Consider the following 14643-nt stretch of genomic DNA (forward strand, 5'->3'; position numbering starts at 1 on the left):
CGGCATCGGCGTTCGACTCAGCCCGGTTGCGTGGCCAGCACCGCAGGCCGGCGCGCCGCCCACCAGGCGAATCCCGCCGCGGTGAAGAACATCAGCAGGCTGTAGACCGCCGCAGGCACCGACATCGTCGCGTTGCCGAGCACGTTGAGCGCGATGAAGATCGCGAGCGTGCCGTTGTGGATGCCGATTTCCATCGCGATGGCGATGGCCTGGCGCCGCGGCAGCTTCAGGCCGACCGGCGCGGCGTAGCCGATGCCCATGCTGGCGAGGTTGAACAGCAGGCAGGCGAGGCCGACCGCGGCGAACCAGGTGACCAGGGTGTCCCAGGCCTGCGATACCGCGGCCACGATCAGCAGCACCAGCACCAGCACCGACATCGCGCGGATGGGCTTCTCCATGCGCGCGGCGAACGCCGGCGCCAACGCACGCACGGTCATGCCGATCGCCACGGGCAGGATTATGATCGTCGCCACCTCGACGATCTTCTGCACGGGTGGCGGCACGTACTGGCCTTCGCCGAGGAAGAAGCGCAACGACAGGTTGAGGATCACCGGCAGGGTGACCAGGCACAGCACGCTGTTGATCGCGGTCAGGGTGATGTTGAGCGCGACATCACCCCGGGCGAGATGGCTGTAGATGTTCGCGGTGGCGCCGCCGGGCGAGGCCGCCAGCAGCATCAGGCCGACCGCGAGTTCCGGCGGCAGGCGGAACAGCAGCGCCAGGCCCAGCGCCACCCAGGGCAGCACACCCGTCTGCAGCAGCAGGCCGGTGAGCACGGCCCGCGGGTAGCGCGCCACGCGGCGGAAATCGTCGACGGTCAGCCCGAGGCCTAGACCGAGCATGATCACGCCGAGTGCCAGCGGCAGCAGCAGCGTGGTGATCAGGGTGGATTGCATGCGGTTCCCCTCCCCGGGAACGGATAAGGATGCGGGGGATCGTCAGCGGCGGGGCCGGGTGGGCAGGCGCCGGCGCGCCAGCAGGCCGCCTACCCAGGCCAGCGGCAACGGCAGCAGCAGGCCGCCGGCGATCACCCAGCCCGGATGCGGCAACGCCATCACGTTGAGGATCACGCCGCCGACGATCAGCGCGCCGACCGCGAGCGCGGCCATGCTGGTGCGTGCGACCGACAGCCGCGCCGCCACCCAGCCGCCTGCCAGCGCCGCCAGGCACCAGCCGAGCAGCACCAGCGCGAGCTTGACCGGCGGCGCCTGTGCGACCACCCGCGCCAGGTCTTCCTCGCCGGCAATGCGTGCGTCCAGCGGCAGCGGAAACAGCCATGCCGCCAGCGCCTCCATTGCCAGCATCAGGGCAATGGCAACGACCAGGCCGGCCAGGATGGCGAGCAGGGTGCGGATCATGGCGAGTTCTCCCCGGGCAGTCGGCGAGCATCGCCGCGCGTGCCCGCGCCGGGCAAGCCGCACTGCAGCGTAGCGGGCTGAAAAAAAAGGCCGCCCGGAGGCGGCCTGTACGAGGAGATGCGTGGATCAGACGCCGGCGACGCGCCGGGCCTGCATGAACTTGCCCGACCAGTAGCCGGTGTCGAGTTCGGACACGGTGACGTCGCGGCCGCTGCGGGGGGCGTGCAGGAAACGGCCCTCGCCGAGGTAGATGCCGACGTGGTCGATGCGGCCGCCGCGGCGGCTGAAGAACACCAGGTCGCCGGCGTCGAGTTGGTCGCGGTTCACGCGCTGGCCCGAGTTCGCCATGTCGCGCGATACGCGCGGAAGCTCGATCCCCAGCGCGGTGCTGAAGACGTAGCTGACCAGGCCACTGCAGTCGAAGCCGCGCTCCGGCGAGGTGCCACCCCAGCGGTACGGCGTGCCGAGCAGGGTCATCGCGCGCTGCAGCAGGACCTGCACGCCACCGCGCGGCTGTGCCTTCGATTCCTGGCGGACCAGGTCGGCGGCGGCGATCAGCTGGTTGACGTCGGAGGCGAAGAGAACCTCCGGACCACCCGCGGGCAACGGGTCGGCCAGGTGCTGGCTGACGGTCGCCACCATCGGCGACTGGTCGGCGGAATCGCCAGCCAGGCCGGGTGCCGCGAAGACGGGCAGGGCGAGACCGGAGAGGGCGCTGGCGAGAATGAAGGAGGAAATCCGCCGGATCCGGCGGGTCGCACTGGCGGCGGTTGGGCCGTGAGGCTGGGTTTCGGCTGTCGTCACGCGTCAAGTCAGGAATGTAGGCGTGGCGTGATGGTGCACGACCGAACCGGCCGGTTTGTTAAGAGAGCGTCAATGAATGCGAGAGATTCCCTGAATGAACAGGGGCCGCCGTCAAAGAATGCGACGTGCGCCCGAATAGTTGTCGCGCCAGTAGTGGCCGTCGAGATGGTCGAGGCGGACCGTGCCGCCACTGCTCGGCGCATGCACGAAGCGGCCTTCGCCGACATAGATGCCGACATGGGACACGTCGCCACGGCTGCCGAAGAACACCAGGTCGCCGGACGTCAGCCGGGCCGGTTGGATGCGCGGGCCCTGCACCGCCGCCAGTTCGCGGGAAGAACGCGGCAGGCGCAGGTCGAGCATGTCGCGATAGACGTAGTTGACCAGCCCGCTGCAGTCGAAGCCGCCCTCGGGCGTGTTGCCGCCGAAGCGGTACGGCGTGCCGACCAGGCTGATCGCACGGATCACGACGGCGTTGGCGGCGGCGGGGTTGGACGGCGCGACGGGGGTCCAGCTGCGCGTGGCGACAGGTGCCGGCGCGGGGCGGACATCGTTGCCGCCACAGCCCGCCAGCAGCGCCATCGACAGCACGACGGCGGTCCAGGTCGTGGTGAACCGGCGCGCGCGGGTTGGCGCGGTGCGGCGGAAGCCGGGATAATCGTCGCTCATCGAGGCCGCATCTTGGCCGATCGGCGTGGCGATTTGAAGCCGCGGCGCCGTGCGCCCCAACCTCCCTTCCCACCGCGGCGCATGCCGCGCAGCAGGATCGCCCAATGAAGATCGAGAAAGACCGCGTCGTCCGCTTCCATTACACCGTCGCCGAGCCGGGCCAGGAGCCGGTGGAGAGCTCGCGCGACCGCGGCGAGCCGCTGGCGATCCTGTTCGGCCACGGCAACATCATCCCGGGGCTGGAAAAAGCCATGGACGGACGCGAGGCGGGCGAGAGCTTCAAGGCCGACGTCACCGCCGAGGACGCCTACGGCGAGCGCCGCGACGGCCTGACCCAGCGCGTGCCGAAGAAGCACTTCGGCAACCAGCGCCTCACCGCCGGCATGCAGGTGGTGCTCAACACCAATTTCGGCCCGCGTGCGGTCACCGTGCAGAAGGTCGGCATGAGCGTGGTCGACGTCGACCTCAATCATCCGATGGCCGGCAAGGACCTGCAGTTCGACATCGAGATCGTCGAGGTGCGCGAGGCATCGGCGGAGGAGATCGAGCACGGCCACGTGCACGGCGAGGGTGGCCACCACCACTGAGTCGAAGCTCGCGGCACCGTCCGGAGGGCCCGCCATGCGCGGGCCCTCCGTGTTTGCGGCCCCGCGCTTGCCGTCGCCACCAGCCTCCGGCAAGGTCGCCGCTCGACCGGGGAGGCAGGCATGACGCAGTGGGCGCCAATCGACGATCGGGCCCGGATCGGCGCGCTCGATGCGCTGCGCGCGCTGGCGCTGGGCGGGATCTTCGTCGTCAATCTGGAGACGTTCAACCGCCCCTTCGACACGCTCGCCAATGGCATGCGCAGCGGCCTGGGCGGGGTGGACGTGGCCGCCGCGGGGTTCATCCAGGTATTCGTGGCCGGCAAGGCCTGGCTGCTGTTCTCGCTGCTGTTCGGCATCGGCTTCGCCCTGCTGCAGCAGCGCGGGGTGGCGGATGCGGTATGGAAGCGGCGCACCTGGGGTCTGCTGGTGATCGGCCTGCTGCATGGCGCGCTGCTGTGGCCCGGCGACATCCTGCGCACCTATGCGCTGGCGGCGTTCCTGCTGCTGGCGTTGCGCGGCCTGCCGCCGCCGCGCCAGCGCGACCTCGGGCTCGCGCTTTACCTTGGCGTGTGGGCGGCGTTCGCCCTGGTGATGCTGCTGGCCGGCGATTTCGAACCGGCGTCCACGGAAGCCGCGATGACGGCGGGCCGCATCTACGCCGAAGGTGGTTATGTCGCCGTCACCGCGCAGCGGCTGCGTGACCTGTCGACGATGATCGGCTCGGACATCCTGGCGGTGCCGATGGCGCTGGGCCTGTTCCTCACCGGCGGCTGGCTGTTGCGCAGCGGGCGCATCGAGACGGCGGATGCGCATCTGCGCTGGCACCGCGCGATGGGCTGGATCGGCCTGCCGGCGGGACTGCTGGCAACCGTGGCGATCGTCTCGGTGGTCGGACTCCATACGGAGCAGGCGGGCGGTTATGGGCGCTGGATGGTCGCGCTGGCGCTGATGCAGATCGCGGCGTTGCCGATGGCGCTGGGCCTGGTCTCCGCGGTCGTGCTGGCGTGGCGCGATCCGCGCTGGCGCAACCGGCTCGACGCCGTCGCACCCGCCGGGCGGATGGCGCTGACCCACTACCTGCTGCAGTCGCTGATCGCCTCGACCCTGTTCTATGGCTATGGCCTGGGCCGGTTCGGTCAATGGGGTCCGGCGCTGCTACTGCTGTTCGCCGTGGCGGTGTTTTCGCTGCAGGTGCTGGCCAGCCGCTGGTGGCTGGCGCGGTTCCGCTTCGGACCGGTCGAATGGGCGTGGCGCTGGTGTACCTATGGGCATCGTCCGCCGCTGCGTCGGCGCCGTGTCGACGCGTAGACTTGCGTGATGGAACGAAGTGACGACGTACTGATCGTGGGTGGGGGCGTGGTCGGCCTGGCGTGCGCACTGTCGCTGCTGGAAACCGGGCGCGGTGTGCGGATCCTCGAAGCCGGCGGTATCGGCTGCGGCAGCTCGCACGGCAACTGCGGCACCATCACGCCCAGCCATGCCGCGCCACTGGCGGCACCCGGCACGGTGGGCAAGGCACTGGGCTGGATGTTCACGCCGGATGCGCCGTTCTACGTCAAGCCGCGGCTCGATCCGGTGCTGTGGCGCTGGATGCTGGGCTTCGCCTGGCGCTGCAATCCGAATGACTGGCGCCGCGCCATGGTCGCGCGTGCCGGCATGCTGCAGGCGTCGCGGCAGGCCCTCGAGGAGTGGATGTCGCGATTCGGGCTGGACTGCGAGTTCGAGGCGTCGGGCGTCGATTACGTCTACCGCAGCGAGCGCGACCTGCTGGCCTTCGAGCACGAGGCCGGCGACCTGCGGGCGCTCGGCATCGATGTCGACATCATCGACGGTCCCACCTACCTGCGCGGCGAGCCGTCGTTGCGCGAGGGCATTGCCGGGGTGGTGCGTTTCCCCGGCGATGCACGGCTGCGCCCCGACCGTTATGTCGCCGAGCTCGCGCGCGTGGTACGCGCCGCCGGTGGCGTCATCGAAGAAAACTGTGCGGTGCAGGCGATCAAGGCCGATGCCGATGGCGTGGCGGTAACCACCGCACGCGGCGGCTTCCGCGGACGCGACCTGGTGCTGGCTGCGGGCTCGTGGTCGCCCAGCGTCGGCAAGTCGCTGGGGCTGCGCATCCCGGTGCAGCCGGGCAAGGGCTACTCGATCACCTACAGCCGGCCATCGCTGGCGCCGAAGCGGCCGATCGTGCTCAAGGAACGCAGCGTCTGCGTGACCGTGTGGGAGAGCGGCTACCGCCTCGGCAGCACGATGGAGTTCTCCGGCTACGACACCAGCCTCAACCGCCGCCGGCTCGATGCACTCGAACGCGGCGCGGCCGAATACCTGCATGAGCCGGTCGGCCCGCAGAAGCTGGAGGAGTGGTACGGCTGGCGCCCACTGTCGATCGACGACATGCCGCTGATCGGTCGCGCGCCGGCGCACCGGAACGTGTGGCTGGCCACCGGCCACGGGATGCTGGGCGTGAGCATGAGCGCGGCGACCGGGCGACTCATCGCCGAACTGCTCGCCGGCAGCGAGCCCCACCTCGATCCGAAACCCTTCGACCCGGCGCGCTTCGGATGAGCGCGCGCGATCCGATGGAGTTCGACCTCGTCGTCATCGGTGGCGGTTCCGGCGGGCTTGCCGGCGCCTTCCGCGCGGCGGCCCACGGTGCACGCGTGGCGCTGCTGGAACCCTCCGAACTCGGCGGCACCTGCGTCAACGCCGGCTGCGTGCCGAAGAAGGCGATGTGGCTCGCGGCGGACCTCGCCAGCCGCATCGGCCAGGCCGCCGACCTCGGTTTCGACGTACCGCCGCGCCCCGCGTTCGCCTGGCGCGAGTTCATCACCGACCGCCAGCGCTACATCGCCGGCATCCACGGGAGCTACCGCCGGCGCCTGGACGAGGCGGGCATCGTCTGGATGCCGCAGCGCGGCCGGCTGGTGGACGCGCGCACGGTGGAAACCGGCAACGGCGTGCGCCTGCGGGCGCGCCATGTGCTTATCGCCACCGGATCGCAGCCGGTGCACCCGGATTTACCCGGCGCCGAACTCGGCGTCGTCTCCGACGACTTCTTCCACTGGAACGAGGCACCGCCCCGCGTCGCCCTGGTGGGCGGGGGATATATCTCGGTCGAACTGGCCGCGGTGCTGCAGGCGCTGGGCAGCGATGTCGATATCCACGCGCGCTCGGCGCGGCTGCTGTCGGCGTCGGATGCGGAAATCGTCGAGCAGCTGCAGGAGCACTACCGCCATCTCGGCATCGGCCTGCGCCTGGGCGCCGAGCCCGCCGCGCTCGAGCGCGACGGCGACGGCATCGTCGTGCGGGGCAAGGATGGCGCGCGCAACGGCCCGTACGACCAGGTGCTGCTGGCGGTGGGGCGGCGTGCGTGCACCGCGGACCTCGGGCTGGACGCCGCCGGCGTGCGGCTCGATGCGCGCGGCAACATCGAGGTCGACGCCCTGCAGACGACCAGCGTCGATGGCGTGCATGCCGTCGGCGATGTCACCGGCAAGGCCACGCTGACGCCGGTGGCGATTGCCGCCGCACGCCGGCTGATGGATCGCCTGTTCGGTGGCCGGGCCGATGCGAAGCTCGACTACGACGACATCCCGACGGTGGTGTTCTCGCATCCGCCGCTGGGTGCGGTGGGACTGACCGAAGCGCAGGCGCGCGAGGCGCATGGCGATGCGGTACGTGTGTACCGCACGAAGTTCCGGCCGATGCTGCAGGCGCTGGCCGACAGCCCGCTGTGCAGCCTGTTCAAGCTGGTCTGCGTGGCCGACGGGGATGCGCCGGCGCAACAGCGCGTGGTCGGCATCCACCTGCTCGGCGATGCCGCCGACGAGATCCTGCAGGGCTTCGCGGTGGCCCTGAAGATGGGTGCCACGCTCGCCGACCTGCACGACACGGTCGCCCTGCATCCGACCAGCGCCGAGGAGCTGGTGCTGCTGCGCTGACACGTGCCGGCGGGTTCCGTGCGCGGCTTACACTCGTGCGATGACAGACGACATCTTCCATCTCCATCGCGGCAGCGCGCCGCTGCTGGTCAGCATCCCGCACAACGGCACCCGCGTGCCGGACGCAATCGCCGCACGGCTGACGCCCGAAGCCCGCGAGGTGCCGGATACCGACTGGCACGTCGAACGCCTGTACGCGTTCGCCCGCGAACTGGGTGCTTCGCTGCTCGTGCCGACGCATTCGCGCTACGTCGTCGACCTCAACCGCTCCGAGGACGACACCTCGCTATACCCGGGCCAGAACACCACCGGCCTGTGCCCGGTGCGCCGCTTCGATGGCGGGCCGGTCTACCTGCCGGGGCAGGAGCCAACGCCGGACGAGATCGCCGCGCGGGTGCACACCTGGTGGCGGCCGTACCACGACGCGCTGGCCGCCGAGCTCGATCGGCTGCGCACGGCGCATGGTCGCGTCGTGCTGTGGGAGGCGCATTCGATCCGCGGCACGCTGCCGTGGCTGTTCGAGGGCCGGCTGCCCGACCTCAATCTCGGCACCGCCAGTGGCGCGAGCTGTTCGGCCGCGCTGCAGCAGCGTCTCGACGCGGTGCTGGCGGCGCAGGACGGCTTCGACGTCGCCGTCAACGGGCGTTTCAAGGGCGGCCATATCACCCGTCATTACGGGCGTCCGGCTGCGGGCGTCGACGCGGTCCAGCTCGAGATCAGCCAGCGCTGCTACATGGACGAGTCGACGTTCGCGTGGGACGGTGATCGCGCCGCGCGGCTGCAGCCGTTGCTGCGGGAGCTGCTGGCAACCGCGCTGCTGGACTGACAGCGGTGTTGACGCACGCCGTACGCGCAAGTCGCCATCCTCCGCGCGATGACTGACTCCGAAACCCTGCGCCCGTACAAGCCGATGCTGTGGCTGGTCGCGGCCGCGGTGTTCATGCAGATGCTGGACACCACCATCGTCAACACCGCGCTGCCGTCGATGGCGGCGGACCTGGGCCAGTCGCCGTTGCGCATGCAGGCGGTGGTGGTGGCGTACGCATTGACCGTGGCGACGCTGATCCCCGCATCGGGCTGGCTGGCCGACCGCTTCGGCACCCGGCGGCTGTTCCTGATCGCGATCGTGGTGTTCACCGCCGGCTCGCTGGCCTGTGCGCTCGCGCAGAGCCTGGACACGCTGGTGGCCGCGCGCGTGCTGCAGGGCGTGGGCGGGTCGATGCTGTTGCCGGTCGGACGGCTGGCGGTGCTGCGCTCGGTGCCGCGGCAGGACTTCCTCGCCGCGATGACCTTCGTCACCGTGCCGGGCCTGATGGGCCCGCTGATCGGGCCCTCGCTGGGCGGCTGGCTGGTGCAGGTAGCGTCGTGGCACTGGATCTTCCTGATCAACCTGCCGCTGGGCGTGCTGGGTGCATTCGCGGCGTTGCGGCTGATGCCCGACCTGCGCGCTCCCGTCGCGCGCTTCGATGGCGTGGGCTACGGCCTGCTCGCGTTCGGCATGATCGCGGTGTCCGTGTCCGTCGATGCGCTGGCCGGGGAGACCCCGCGACGGGGCGCGATCGTGGTGCTGTTGGTCTCCGGGCTGGCGGCGCTGGTCGCCTACTGGCTGCATGCGGCGCGGGCGAAGGCGCCGCTGTTCCCGCTGGCGCTGTTCCGCGTGCGCACCTACGCGGTGGGCGTGATCGGCAACCTGTTCTCGCGCCTGGGCAGCGGCGGCATGCCGTACCTGATCCCGCTGCTGCTGCAGGTGGCGCTGGGCTACCCGCCGGCGCAGGCCGGCATGATGATGATCCCGGTGGTGCTGGCCGGCATGTCGTCCAAGCGCATCGTGGTGCCGCTGGTGCATCGCTTCGGCTACCGCAACGTGCTGGTGGTCAACACCGTGCTCACCGGCGCGGCGATGGCGAGCTTCGGCCTGATCGTTCCCGGGCAGCCGCTGTGGCTGCTGATCGTGCAGTTCGCCTGCTTCGGCGCGGTCAACTCGCTGCAGTTCACCGCGATGAACACCCTGACCCTGCGTGATCTCGGCGGTGCGCAGGCCAGCGCCGGCAACAGCCTGCTGTCGATGGTGATGATGCTGGCGATGAGCCTCGGCGTGGCCACCGCCGGCGGCCTGCTGGCCGCGTTCTCCACCGACGCCGGCGCGGATGCGGCCGAACCGGTGGTGGCGGCGTTCCGCTGGACCTTCATCTGTATAGGAGCGGTGACCGCGGCCTCCGCGGCGATCTTCGCCCAGGTCGGCAACACCCGGCGGATTCCCGACCAAGTCGTGGAAACCACCGAGCAGCGCTAGCCCGGTAGGGCCTGCGCGTCGAACACCTCGGCGAGGTAGTCGATCATCACCCGCACCTTTGCCGGCGGGCGGCGGTCGGGCGGGTAGAGCACGTGGATGCCGCCGAGTGCCATCGTCGGCTGGTCCAGTTCCAGGACGACCAGCTCGTCGCGCCTGATCGCGTCGCCGACGATGAACTCCGGCTGGTAGACGATGCCCTGGCCGCGGACGGCGGCGGCCACCAGCGCATCACCATTGTTGGCCAGCAGGTTGCCGGTGGCGGGCACGCGCACCTCGCCATTGATGCCGAACGCCCAGTGGCCGCGACCCTGCATCGCCGACAGCGTGTAGCCCAGGCAGTTGTGATGGACCAGTTCGGCCACGCGCCGCGGCATGCCGCGCTGGTCGAGATAGGCCGGCGAAGCGCAGACCCGCATCGGGCTGTCGCCCAGGCGACGTGCCTGCAGCGGACTGTCGGCCAGGCGGCCGATACGGATCGCGAGGTCCCAGCTGCCGGCGATGATGTCGAGTTCCGCATCGCTCAGCCCCAGTTCGATGGTCACCTCGGGATGCCGGCGGCTGAATTCGGGGATCAGCGGCGCCACGAAGCTGTGGCCGAACGACAGCGGCACGTTCATCCGCAAGAGGCCACTGGCCTTGATCCGCTGCGAGGCGACCGCTGCCTCGGCTTCGTCGATGTCGGGCAGGATCCGCAGGCAGGCTTCGAGGTAATCGCCGCCCGCCTCGGTCAGCGCCAGGCGCCTGGTGGTGCGATGGAACAGCTTCACGCCCAGCCGCGCTTCCAGCGCGTTGACGTGCTTGGTGGCCATGGCCGGCGACATGCCCAGATGCCGCGCGGCGGCGGACAGGCTGCCGTCGGTGGCGGCGCGCACGAAGACGCGCATGCTGGTGATCCGGTCCATGCAGGCAATCTAACACTGCAGGTGTGAGGTGTTGGTCTGGATTGCCCGGTTCTAACCGTTTCGCGGTGAGCCGATACTGTCCGCCATGAATCCCGACACCACTTCCGCAATCGATACGGGCACGCCGGGTGCGAATCGCGATCCGCGCATGCCCGTCCTGTTCGTTCCGCACGGCGCCGGCCCATGCTTCTTCATGGACTGGAACCCCGCCGACACCTGGACGCGCATGGCGACGTTCCTAAAGGGCATCGCCGACACGCTGCCGGCGACCCCCCGCGCGATCGTGCTGGTGTCCGGCCACTGGCTGGAGCCGGCCTTCAGCACCACCGGCCATGCGCGGCCCGGCCTGATCTACGACTACAACGGGTTCCCGCCCCACACCTACGAACTCACCTATCCGGCACCCGGCGAGCCGCAGCTGGCCGCGCGCATCGTGCAGCAACTGGAGGAGGGCGGGCAGCGGGCGCGGGTCGACCCGGCCCGCGGCTACGACCACGGGATGTTCATCCCGCTCAAGCTGATGTTCCCGAAGGCGGACATTCCGGTGATCCAGCTCTCGCTGCGTCGCGACCTCGACCCGGCTGCCCACATCCAGGCCGGACGCGCGCTGTCCGCGTTGCGCGACGAGGGCGTGCTGATCGTCGGCAGCGGCATGAGCTTCCACAACATGCGCGGCTATGGCGATCCACGCTATACCCCGGTGTCGGCGAAGTTCGACGCATGGCTGACCGAAGCGGTCGAGAGCACGACGCCACGGCGCGAGGCCCTGCTGGCGGACTGGGCCAGCGCCCCGCACGCCCGCGACAGCCATCCGCCGGGCGGCGAGGAGCACCTGCTGCCGCTGCTGGTCGCCGCCGGCGCCAGTGCCGGTTCGGAAGGCCGCAAGGTCTATTCCGAGGAAGTCATGAAGACCACCCTTTCCGCATTCCGCTTCGGCTGACACGCCGCGGACCACAGGAGATTCCCCATGAAGATCGATCTGTCCGGCAAGACCGCCATCGTCACCGGGTCCACCGGCGGCATCGGCCTTGCCATCGCCACCGGCCTGGCCCGGGCGGGCGCGACCGTCACCATCGTCGGCCGCACCCGGGCGCGCGTGGATACCGCGCTTGCCGCGCTGCGCGAGACCGCCAACCGCGATGACGCCACCGGCGTGGTCGCGGATGTCGGCACCGCGGAAGGCTGCGCCGCGCTGGTGGCCGCGCGCCCCGATGCCGACATCCTGGTCAACAACCTCGGCATCTATGGCGCGCAGGAGTTCTTCGATATCGACGACGCGCTGTGGGACGGGTTCTGGCAGGTCAACGTCATGAGCGGCGTGCGTCTGGGTCGCCACTACGCCCGCGGCATGCGCGAGCGTGGCTGGGGCCGGATCCAGTTCGTGTCCAGCGAGTCCGCGCTCAACATCCCGACCGAGATGGTGCATTACGGCGTCAGCAAGGCGGCACTGCAGGGCCTGTCGCGCGGCCTGGCCAAGGTGCTCGCCGGCACCGGCGTCACCGTCAACAGCATCCTGCCAGGACCGACGCGTACCGAAGGCGCGGTGCAGATGATGGCCGACCTCGCCGCGGAGCGCGGCGTCGGCGCGGCGGAGATGGAAACGCTGTTCCTGGCCGAGAACCGCCCGTCGTCACTGCTGCGCCGCTTCGCCGATCCGGACGAGGTCGCGGCGATGAGCGTGTACATCGCGTCGCCGCAGGCCAGCGCCACCACCGGCGCCGCGCTGCGGGTCGAGGGCGGGATCGTCGAGAGCATCGCCTGACAACGTGCCGGCTGTACCGCACCCGTGACGGGTGAGCGTGGCGCGCGACCTTCGGTCTCCCGCCACGCCTTGCGGCGTTCCGTTACGGCGAGGCGCGGGCCGTTGCCACTGACGCGCCCGCGCTCAGACCTCCAGCGTGGCCAGATCGCCCTTCGTTTCCAACCGCGCCAGGCAGTGCGTGCCGCTGCCGTGATGTACGGGCCGTCGCCACGGCCGGCGCCACTGACGCGCCCGCGCTCAGACCTCCAGCGTCGCCAGATCGCCCTTCGTTTCCAACCACGCCTTTCTGTCGCCCGCGCGCTTCTTCGCCAGCAGCATGTCCATCAGGCCGCGGGTGGCGAGGTCGTCATCGTTGGTGAGCTGCACCAGGCGGCGCGTGTCGGGATGGATCGCCGATTCGCGCAGCTGTGAGGGATTCATCTCGCCCAGGCCCTTGAAGCGGGTCACGTTGACCTGGCCCTTGATCTTCTCGCGCTCGATCTTCTCCAGCAGCAGCCGCTTCTCCTCCTCGTCGAGGGCATAGAAGACCTGCTTGCCGACGTCGACGCGGAACAGCGGCGGCATCGCCACGAAGATGTGACCGGCCGCGACCAGTGCCGGGAAGTGGCGCAGGAACAACGCCGCCAGCAGCGTGGCGATATGCAGCCCGTCGGAATCGGCGTCGGCGAGGATCACCACCTTGCCGTAGCGCAGCCCCGAGATGTCGTCCTTGCCCGGGTCGCAACCGATGGCGATGGCGAGGTTGTGCACCTCGTCGGACGCAAGCACCGACGTGCTGGCCACTTCCCAGGTGTTGAGGATCTTGCCGCGCAGCGGAAGGATCGCCTGGAAGTCCTTGTCGCGCGCCTGCCGTGCGCTGCCGCCGGCGGAGTCACCCTCGACCAGGAACAGCTCGGTGCGCGACAGGTCCTGGCTGATGCAGTCGGCCAGTTTGCCGGGCAGCGCCGGGCCCTGGGTGACCTTCTTGCGGACGATCTGCTTCTCGGTCTTGAGCCGCGCGCTGGCGCGTTCGATCGCCAGCTGCGCGATCTTCTCGCCGAGTTCGACGTGCTGGTTGAGCCACAGGCTGAAGGCGTCGTGCGCGGCGCCCTCGACGAAACCGGCGGCCTGGCGCGACGACAGCCGCTCCTTGGTCTGCCCGGAGAACTGCGGGTCGGTCATCTTCATCGACAGCACGAAGGACACCCGGTCCCACACGTCTTCCGGCGCAAGCTTCACCCCACGCGGCAGCAGGTTGCGGAAGTCACAGAACTCGCGCAGCGCGTCGGTGAAGCCGGTGCGCAGGCCGTTGACATGGGTGCCGTGCTGCGCGGTCGGGATCAGGTTGACGTAGCTCTCCTGCACCAGCTCGCCATCCGCCACCCAGCCGACCGCCCAGTCCGCGGCCTCGGTCTCGCGCCCGAGCCGGCCGACGAACAGCTCCGCCGGCAGCACTTCGCGCCCGGCCAGTTCGCCACGCAGGTAATCGCGCAGGCCGTCCTCGTAGTACCAGCTGTCCTGTTCGCCGCTGGCCTCGTCGGTCAGCTTCACGGTCAGGCCCGGACACAGCACCGCCTTGGCGCGCAGCAGGTGGCGCAGCGCGCGCAGGTTGAATTTCCCGGTGTCGAAATACTTCGCATCCGGCCAAAACCGCACGCGGGTGCCGGTGTTCTTCCGGCCGACCGTGCCCACGACTTCGAGCGCGGTGGCGCGATCGCCATTGCGGAAGGTGATGCGGTGTTCCTGGCCGTCGCGCTTGATGTGCACTTCCACCAGTGTCGACAGCGCGTTGACCACGCTCACGCCCACGCCGTGCAGGCCGCCGGAGAAGGTGTAGTTGCGGTTGTTGAACTTTCCGCCGGCGTGCAGGCGGGTCAGGATCAACTCGACGCCGGGAATGCCTTCCTCCGGGTGGATGTCGACCGGCATGCCACGGCCGTCGTCGGAGACCTCGCAACTGCCGTCCTTGTAGAGCGTCACCTCGATCACCCGCGAGTGCCCGGCCAGGGCTTCGTCGACGGCGTTGTCGATGACTTCCTGCGCCAGGTGGTTGGGGCGCGTGGTGTCGGTGTACATGCCGGGGCGGCGCTTGACCGGATCGAGTCCGGACAGCACTTCGATGTCGGCGGCGTTGTAGCGGTTGTTCATGCGTTGCGGCGACCGGGTAAGGCAGTCGCGCATGGTACTGGGCGGTCGCGGTTTCGCGCACACCACGGCTGGCCCAGCACGGAAACCGTTTGCAGGACAACCCGGGTGAACACCTGTTTACGAACTGGTTCTGACCGCTTTCGTGAAGATCGTGTGGGCTTGATGTTAAGCCGTTGTTGTTCAGCCAATGGCCGGACTCG

Annotated in this window: 14 protein-coding genes; 8 read left to right on the forward strand and 6 right to left on the reverse strand. The window is 69.8% G+C overall.

Annotated features, from left to right (window positions below):
* Window positions 1-17: 17 nt before the first annotated feature.
* From E5843_RS04620 to E5843_RS04635, 4 genes are all read right to left on the reverse strand, one after another.
* A complete protein-coding gene (locus tag E5843_RS04620) occupies window positions 18-896 on the reverse strand; it encodes a bile acid:sodium symporter family protein (RefSeq protein ID WP_136411973.1) in 879 nt (292 codons plus the stop codon).
* Between the two features lie 42 nt (window positions 897-938).
* Window positions 939-1358: a hypothetical protein gene (locus E5843_RS04625; RefSeq protein ID WP_141065719.1), complete on the reverse strand. Its 420-nt coding sequence runs from the start codon at window positions 1356-1358 to the stop codon at window positions 939-941.
* Between the two features lie 126 nt (window positions 1359-1484).
* Window positions 1485-2162 carry a C40 family peptidase gene (locus E5843_RS04630; protein WP_244240833.1) on the reverse strand — a complete coding sequence of 226 codons (678 nt, stop codon included), beginning with the start codon at window positions 2160-2162 and terminating at the stop codon, window positions 1485-1487.
* A 111-nt stretch (window positions 2163-2273) separates the two neighbouring features.
* Window positions 2274-2744 (reverse strand): C40 family peptidase, encoded by a 471-nt coding sequence (locus E5843_RS04635; RefSeq protein WP_136413029.1) that lies wholly within the window; start codon window positions 2742-2744, stop codon window positions 2274-2276.
* Between the two features lie 191 nt (window positions 2745-2935).
* Here E5843_RS04635 and E5843_RS04640 point away from each other — a divergent pair, with 191 nt between their 5' ends.
* From E5843_RS04640 to mdtD, 6 genes are all read left to right on the forward strand, one after another.
* On the forward strand, window positions 2936-3418 hold the full coding sequence (locus E5843_RS04640; protein ID WP_134672912.1) for an FKBP-type peptidyl-prolyl cis-trans isomerase: 483 nt from the start codon (window positions 2936-2938) through the stop codon (window positions 3416-3418).
* Between the two features lie 120 nt (window positions 3419-3538).
* Window positions 3539-4726 (forward strand): DUF418 domain-containing protein, encoded by a 1188-nt coding sequence (locus tag E5843_RS04645; protein ID WP_136411975.1) that lies wholly within the window; start codon window positions 3539-3541, stop codon window positions 4724-4726.
* Window positions 4727-4735: 9 nt separating this feature from the next.
* Entirely contained in the window at window positions 4736-5983 is a 1248-nt protein-coding gene (locus E5843_RS04650; RefSeq protein ID WP_141065720.1) for an NAD(P)/FAD-dependent oxidoreductase, read from the forward strand.
* The gene (gene gorA / locus E5843_RS04655) at window positions 5980-7359 is read left to right on the forward strand and encodes a glutathione-disulfide reductase (protein ID WP_141065721.1); all 1380 of its coding nucleotides are present in this window, start codon (window positions 5980-5982) and stop codon (window positions 7357-7359) included. Before E5843_RS04650 ends, gorA begins: the two co-directional genes overlap by 4 nt.
* 40 nt (window positions 7360-7399) lie before the next feature.
* Entirely contained in the window at window positions 7400-8185 is a 786-nt protein-coding gene (gene hutG / locus E5843_RS04660) for an N-formylglutamate deformylase (protein ID WP_136411976.1), read from the forward strand.
* A 48-nt stretch (window positions 8186-8233) separates the two neighbouring features.
* Window positions 8234-9652, forward strand: a complete 1419-nt coding sequence (gene mdtD, locus E5843_RS04665) for a multidrug transporter subunit MdtD (protein WP_136411977.1) — start codon at window positions 8234-8236, stop codon at window positions 9650-9652.
* Here the strand turns inward: mdtD and E5843_RS04670 are convergent.
* On the reverse strand, window positions 9649-10554 hold the full coding sequence (locus E5843_RS04670) for a LysR family transcriptional regulator (RefSeq protein ID WP_134672918.1): 906 nt from the start codon (window positions 10552-10554) through the stop codon (window positions 9649-9651). The genes mdtD and E5843_RS04670 overlap by 4 nt on opposite strands.
* An 85-nt stretch (window positions 10555-10639) precedes the next feature.
* Here E5843_RS04670 and E5843_RS04675 point away from each other — a divergent pair, with 85 nt between their 5' ends.
* Window positions 10640-11494 (forward strand): DODA-type extradiol aromatic ring-opening family dioxygenase, encoded by an 855-nt coding sequence (locus tag E5843_RS04675; RefSeq protein ID WP_166815898.1) that lies wholly within the window; start codon window positions 10640-10642, stop codon window positions 11492-11494.
* 27 nt (window positions 11495-11521) lie between these two features.
* The gene (locus E5843_RS04680) at window positions 11522-12316 is read left to right on the forward strand and encodes an SDR family NAD(P)-dependent oxidoreductase (protein WP_136411978.1); all 795 of its coding nucleotides are present in this window, start codon (window positions 11522-11524) and stop codon (window positions 12314-12316) included.
* 237 nt (window positions 12317-12553) lie between these two features.
* On the opposite strand, the gene parE is transcribed toward E5843_RS04680, so the two are convergent.
* On the reverse strand, window positions 12554-14443 hold the full coding sequence (parE, locus tag E5843_RS04685) for a DNA topoisomerase IV subunit B (protein WP_141065722.1): 1890 nt from the start codon (window positions 14441-14443) through the stop codon (window positions 12554-12556).
* Between the last annotated feature and the right edge of the window lie 200 nt (window positions 14444-14643).

This window comes from Luteimonas yindakuii (genome assembly GCF_004803715.2).
Lineage (GTDB): Bacteria > Pseudomonadota > Gammaproteobacteria > Xanthomonadales > Xanthomonadaceae > Luteimonas > Luteimonas yindakuii.